We start from the raw sequence: 5,195 nt of genomic DNA on the forward strand, positions 1-5,195 counted from the left end.
AGGTGGCGGCGGTTGTGCAGGCCGGTGAGGGCGTCGCGGACGGCTTGCTCGGCCAGATCGGCGCGCAGGGCCTCGATGGTGGCGACCTGGTCGCGTAGTTGCCGGTTGGCGTGCTGGAGGGCGCGGTGCTGGTCGTTGAGGGCGGTGACGTCGCGGCCGACGAAGGCCCAGCCGACGGTGTGGCCGCGGTTGTCGTGCAGGGCGGTGACGCGCACGTTCAGGTCGATCCGCCGGCCCTCGGGATCGGTCACCGTGTGGTCGAGCTCCATGCCGTCGCTGAGCGGCACGTGGCCGAAGATCCCGGTGCCCGCGACACCCGACAGGCTCGCGGGGAGGTCCGGGGCCAGCTGGCGGAGCAGGCGCTCGGCCGAGGGGTTGGCGTCGAGGATGCGGCCGGTGTCGTCGATCGTCATGACCATGTCGCTGAGCATGTCGAAGACGTGGGTGCGCTCCACCGGCACCAGCTCGTGCAGCGAGCGCCGTACCAGCGACCAGTGGATGATGACCGTCGTCAGGCAGAAGCCGACCGGCGTCAGGTACTCGACGTCCGCGATGCCGAACGTGCTGACGACGTTGAGCGTCAGGGGCGGCAGGGTCGCCAGCAGGATGGAACCGTACAGGCCGCGCTGGGCGCGGGGGCCGCGCAGCCACGCCTGCAGCAGGTGGGCGAGGGCGACGGCCAGCACGACGTAGCTGTAGCCGGTGTGCACCCAGAACAGCGGGCCGGCGTGGCCGTCGGCGCCGCCCTGCAGTTCGACCGTCCTCATGCTGGTGAGGAACCAGTGGTGGCGGGAGTTGGTCAGCAGGGCGAGCACGACGAGCGCGGGCTCGACCGCCAGCACCAGCACCAGGCGGCGGGTCAGCCGCCAGGTGCGGTCGACCACGGCCAGCGACAGGCCGTAGACGCCCGCGGGCATGGCGCAGACGGCGAGGAACTTGACGACCAGCACCGGGAGCAGGGGCTCGATGCGGGGGTCGAGGAGGCTGAGGCCGTCGACCGCCGACCAGGTGCCGATGGCGGCGGCGACCACCGCCAGCGCGCCGACCGCGGGCGCGACGTGCCGCCGGCGCCGGCTGACCACCGTCACGGCGAAGGACATGAGGGCCGACAGGATGAAGACCAGGGCCAGTAACGGCTCTCCCATCCCGTTGCCTCCTCTCCTGCCGTGGCCTTGCCGCTGGCTTCCCATCGGCACGGACCCGGCTCGACATGAGTGATTCACCGCCCGGTCGCTCACGGAAAGTGTGCTGAAGAGCACTCCGGGTGCTTGGCCGGACCGGCGGCCCGGTCCCGGCATCCGGCTCCTGAACGGCGCCCGACCTCCGGCCGGCGTCCGGTGCCCGGCTCCTGAACGGCGCCGCCCCGGCGGCGCCCCACCGCCGACGGGGCGGGAGCGCGCGGCCGGGGCGGCGCGGGGCGGCGGGGCCGCCGGGGGAGGTCAGACGTTGCTGATGATGTTCATCGACCAGTCGACGGCCCTCAGGTAGGCGTGCGCGAGGTCGTCCGAGCCGTCGGTGGCGGACTCGGGCAGCAGCCCGGACTCGTAGGCGCGGGCGGTGCTGACCACGTTGCCGAGCGGGCCGCTCGCGTCGACGATCGCGCCCGACACGTCGCTGCTGAGCGACAGGTGGGCGATCAGGTCCTCCGGGTGCACGCCCAGCAGGTCGGCGATGCCGCTCAGCAGTCCCACGGTGAACGCCTTGTCGCTGGGCAGGCCGAGCGACCGGGACAGCAGCTGGCAGAGCCGGGCCCGCATCAGGACGTGGGACATGCGGTCGTTGTCGACCTCCTGGCCCGCGTCGGCGCCGACCACGTCGCTGAGGAGCATCAGCGTCACCCAGTGCCGCAGCCGCCGGGTGCCCAGGATCACGACCGCGTCGTTGATCGACGAGATCTGCTGCCACAGGCCGGCCGCGGCGGAGTTCGCGGCGCGCAGGACGCGGTACGACAGGGCCGGGTCGCAGGTGATGATCTCGGTGATCTCCTGGAAGTCGGTGGCCTCGTCGGTGAGCTTGCTGATCAGCTCCAGGTGGCGGAGCCGGCTGGGCTCCAGCGTGTCGAGGGAGAGCACCCGGGGCCGGCCCAGCAGGTAGCCCTGGAAGAAGTCGAACCCGAGCCCCCGCGCCAGCGCCAGATCCTCCTCGGTCTCCAGCCGCTCGGCCACCAGGTGCACGTGCTTGTAGGCGCGGCAGGCCTTGACGCGCTCGCGCAGCAGCTCGGGGTCGATCCCGGAGACCTCGAGCTTGACGTAGGAGGCGACCTCCAGCAGGCGCTCGTGGCCGTTGCCCACGAAGTCGTCGAGCGCGATGGCGAAGCCCTGCTCCGCCAGCGCGCGCACGCCCTCGATCACCTGCTCGTCGATGGTGACGGTCTCCAGGACCTCCAGCACGACGGAGCCCGAGTCGAAGGGCAGGGGCAGCTCCCCGACGAGGAACTCCCTGGTGAGGTTGATGAAGCACAGGTGCGGCCCCGCCAGCCGCTCCAGTCCGAACTCGCTGAACGCGTTGACGATGACCTGGCTGGTCGCCTCGGCTCCGCGCGCGGTGGCACCCTTGGCCTGGGGGTGCGACCGGAACAACAGCTCGTACGCGACAAGGGCGCCCTCGCTGTCGTGGATCGGCTGGCGGCCGATGTGGATGCGGTGCCAGCCGCTCTCGACCGGCGCTTCGGCGGGATGCATACCCCATTCATCGTCCGGCCACGGCTGCATGTGAGAAATCTCCGGGGTAAATGAGAGGTGCGTCTCTCAGAGTAAGGACGGCACGCTACCCGACCGGGTCCGCTGCGGGCACGGAACCGCCCGTTCGGGCCCGGGAACCGTTACCCGTCCGGGCCCGCGGGGGAGGAGAGCGCGTGTGACAGCGCGTGCGGCGGCGGAGCCGCCCGCCGGGGCGGAGCCACCCGGGCGGGACGGCCGGCGGGTGGTGCCCCGGGCCGCCGCGCTGCGCCGTACGGCCCTGTTCTCCGTGCTGTACGCGCTGGCGGTGCTCGCCGGGCGGCTGACCCTCATCGAGGGGGTCGTGCTGAGCCTGGTGTGGCCCGCCGCGGGGGTGGCGGCCCTGTGGTTCCTGGCGCAGCGGCACGTACGGCCGCGCTGGCCGGACACGGCCGCCCTCGCGGCGGTGACGTTCGCCGTCAATCTGTGGACCGGTGCCCCGCCGGTGCTCGCCCTCACCTTCGTGGTGGGCAATCTGCTGCAGGTGTGGGCGTTCGTGCTGCTGTGCGCGTGGCTGTTCCCGGAGTGGTGGTCCTCCAGTTGGCTGGGCAGGCTCGACCGGGTGCGGCAGCTGTGGCGGCTGCTGCTGGCCGCGGGAGGGGGCGCGCTCTGCTCGGCGGCCTTCGGCCCGGTCGCGGTCTGGATGATCGGTGACCGGTGGTCGGCGCTGACCGGCGCGGTGTGGTTCACCCGCAACCTCGTGGGCACCGTGCTGGTCGCCGGGACGGGGCTCTGCCTGGCCTCCCGGTTCGGCCCGGACGCCGGCGGCGCGGCCTCCCCCTGGTCCGCCGTCTGGTCCGCCGTCTGGTCCGCCGTACGGGCCGAGCTGCGGCGCGCCTCGGGCTGGCGGGCGGTCGAGTACGCCGCCCTGCTGGCGGCCTCCGCCGCCGCGTACGTGGTGGGCTTCGGCGCGGCCCACGGCCTGCCGCTGGCGTTCCCGCTGCTCGTGGTGACGGTCTGGGCGGGCGTGCGTTTCCCGACGCCCTTCGTCGCGGTGCACAACCTGGCCGTCGGCACGGTCGCGATCCTGTACACCCTGCACGGGAACGGCCCGTTCGCCATGATCGGCCCGCCCGGCGTCCGGGCGCTGGTGGCGCAGTCCTTCGTCGCGATGGTCACCGTGGTCGGGCTGGTGCTGGCGCTCGGCCGTGACGAGCACCGGCGGCTGCTGCGGCGGGTCGCCTCCGCCGAGGAGGCGGCCTCGGCGCAGGCGCGCCTCCTGGCCACGATCGTGGACTCGATGCACGACGGGCTGGTGGTGATCGACGCGCGCGGGCGGATCGTCATGCGCAACCGCGCCGCCGGGGATCTGCTCGACGCGATGGGCGCGGCCGCCGTCCCGCCCTCGGACCTGGTCGTGACCGGGGACGGGGCGGTCCCCGAGGCGGGCATCGACCCCGAGCGCTTCGGGCTGTTCCATCCCGACGGCAGGCCCATGACGGACGAGGAGCTGCCGTACCGGCGGGCCCTGGCGGGGGAGGAGGTGACCGACATGGACATGTTCGTGCGCAACCCGATGCTGCCCGAGGGCCGGGTCTTCAGCGTCAGCGCGACCCGCCTGCCCCCCACCGCGGACGCCGGGGAGGCGGCCGTGGTGGTCTTCCACGACGTCACCGCCGAGCGCCGCGACCGCGACGAGCTGGCCGCGTTCGCCGGGGTCGTCGCCCACGACCTGCGCAACCCGCTGACGGCCGTCGAGGGCTGGACCGACGTGCTGGCCGAGACGGCCGAGGAGCTGCCCGGCGAGACCCCGGAGATGATCGCGGAGAGCGTCACCCGGATCCGTACGGCCTCCGCCCGCATGCGCAACCTGATCGGCGACCTGCTCACCCACGCCGTCGCCCGTGACGCGCCTCTGTCCCCGGCGCCCGTCGCGGTGGCGGAGGCCGTGCGGGAGGTCGTCGCGCTGCGCGGGGACGACGTGGCGGCGCGCAGGGCCGGCCGGCCCGGGCCGCGGTTCCACGTCGACGCCCCGCACCGGGTCCTGGCCGACCCCGCGCTCCTGCGCCAGCTGCTGGACAACCTGATCGGCAACGCCGTCAAGTACGTGGCGCCCGGCACCGCGCCGGACATCACCGTCACGTCCGCGCAGGCGGAGGAGGGACGGGTCCGGGTCGAGGTGGCCGACCGCGGCATCGGCATCCCCGCCGGGCAGCACGAGGCGGTCTTCGAGAACTTCCACCGCGCCCACGGCGGCGGCGGGTACGGCGGCAGCGGGCTGGGCCTGGCGATCTGCCGGCGGATCGTGGAGCGCCACGGCGGCGCCATCCACGCCGCGCCGAACCCCGGCGGCGGCACCCGCTTCCGTTTCACCCTGCCCGCCGCGCCGTGAGGGGCGCGGGGGCCGGAACGGGCCGGTGTCCTGCCGCGGGGGACCCGCCCCGGGGCAGGACACCGGCGGAGCACGCCGAGGGACCGGCACGACGCCTCCCGGTGCCGGAAACGGACCGGCCCCCGGCCGACGCGCTGCTGCGGAGG

General features: G+C 74.0%; 3 protein-coding genes. 1 reads left to right on the forward strand and 2 read right to left on the reverse strand.

Features of this window, described 5'->3' with window-relative positions; translation table 11 throughout:
- Together ACFOWE_RS10950 and ACFOWE_RS10955 are read right to left on the reverse strand one after the other, a co-directional pair.
- A partial coding sequence (locus tag ACFOWE_RS10950; protein ID WP_377287137.1) for a histidine kinase N-terminal 7TM domain-containing protein occupies positions 1–1,145 on the reverse strand: 1,145 nt, incomplete at its 3' end.
- 294 nt (positions 1,146–1,439) lie between these two features.
- Positions 1,440–2,681: an EAL and HDOD domain-containing protein gene (locus tag ACFOWE_RS10955; protein WP_377287138.1), complete on the reverse strand. Its 1,242-nt coding sequence runs from the start codon at positions 2,679–2,681 to the stop codon at positions 1,440–1,442.
- 175 nt (positions 2,682–2,856) lie between these two features.
- Here ACFOWE_RS10955 and ACFOWE_RS10960 point away from each other — a divergent pair, with 175 nt between their 5' ends.
- The gene (locus ACFOWE_RS10960; protein ID WP_377287139.1) at positions 2,857–5,049 is read left to right on the forward strand and encodes an ATP-binding protein; all 2,193 of its coding nucleotides are present in this window, start codon (positions 2,857–2,859) and stop codon (positions 5,047–5,049) included.
- Positions 5,050–5,195 lie beyond the last annotated feature (146 nt).

The sequence above is a fragment of the Planomonospora corallina genome (genome assembly GCF_042650625.1).
Taxonomy (GTDB): domain Bacteria; phylum Actinomycetota; class Actinomycetes; order Streptosporangiales; family Streptosporangiaceae; genus Planomonospora_B; species Planomonospora_B corallina.

Bases quoted from the DNA above. Each gene is read 5' to 3' on its own strand.
- ACFOWE_RS10955 (WP_377287138.1), bottom strand. From the start codon at position 2,681: ATGCATCCCGCCGAAGCGCCGGTCGAGAGCGGCTGGCACCGCATCCAC.